The sequence below is a fragment of the Thauera phenylacetica B4P genome, from assembly GCF_000310225.1.
Taxonomy (GTDB): Bacteria; Pseudomonadota; Gammaproteobacteria; order Burkholderiales; family Rhodocyclaceae; genus Thauera; species Thauera phenylacetica.
This window is the reverse complement of record NZ_AMXF01000558.1, coordinates 1-690: the sequence shown is the minus strand read 5'-3', so window position 1 is coordinate 690 and position 690 is coordinate 1. Positions and strand designations below refer to the sequence as shown.

The 690-nt window shown below is 78.6% G+C and carries 1 protein-coding gene; it reads left to right on the top strand.

Features of this window, described 5'->3' with window-relative positions; translation table 11 throughout:
• The coding region (locus C667_RS23670; protein WP_004391696.1) for a PP-loop family protein at nucleotides 1-690 on the top strand (690 nt) is incomplete at both ends.

Here is a 690-nt window from a genome sequence, read left to right as displayed (position 1 = left end):
CGGCTGCGCCCGCTCCTCGGCCTGCGCCGTGCGCAGCTGCTCGGGTGGGCGCGCGCGCACGGCCTCGCCTGGGTGGAGGACGAGAGCAACGCCGAGCTGCGCTTCGCCCGCAACGCCCTGCGCCAGCGCCTGCTGCCGGTGGCGGAGGACCTCTTCCCCGCGGCGGTGCCCACGCTGGCGCGCGCTGCCGCGCATTTCGCCGAGGCCGACGTGCTGCTCGGCGAGCTGGCCGCGATCGATGCCGCGGCCTGCGGTGTGCCTGCGCTGCGCGGCGCGGGCTTCGTCGTACTGCGCCGCGCAGGCTTCCTCGCGCTGAGTGCGGCGCGCCAGGTCAACCTGCTGCGCTGGCTGCTGCGCGGGTCCGGTGCGCCCTTGCCCGGCTCCTTGCCGCTCGGCGAGGCCCTGCGCCAGCTGCGCGCGTGCGATCCCGCCCACCCCTTGCGCCTGCCGCTCGGCGCCTGGGCGTGCTGCGCCTACCGCGACCGCGTGTGGGTGGAGCCGGCGCAGCCGCCCGCGCCGCAGGGGCTGTGCTGGCAGGGCGAGGCGGTGATGCGCTGGGGCGGGGATGAAGTGCACCTCGTGGCGTCGATCGGCGAGGGCCTGGAGCGCGCTCGCCTGGAGCGCGCCGCAGAGGTCCGGCTCGCGCCGCGGGGCGAGGGCCTGCGCCTGCGCCTGCACCCGGCGCGGCCG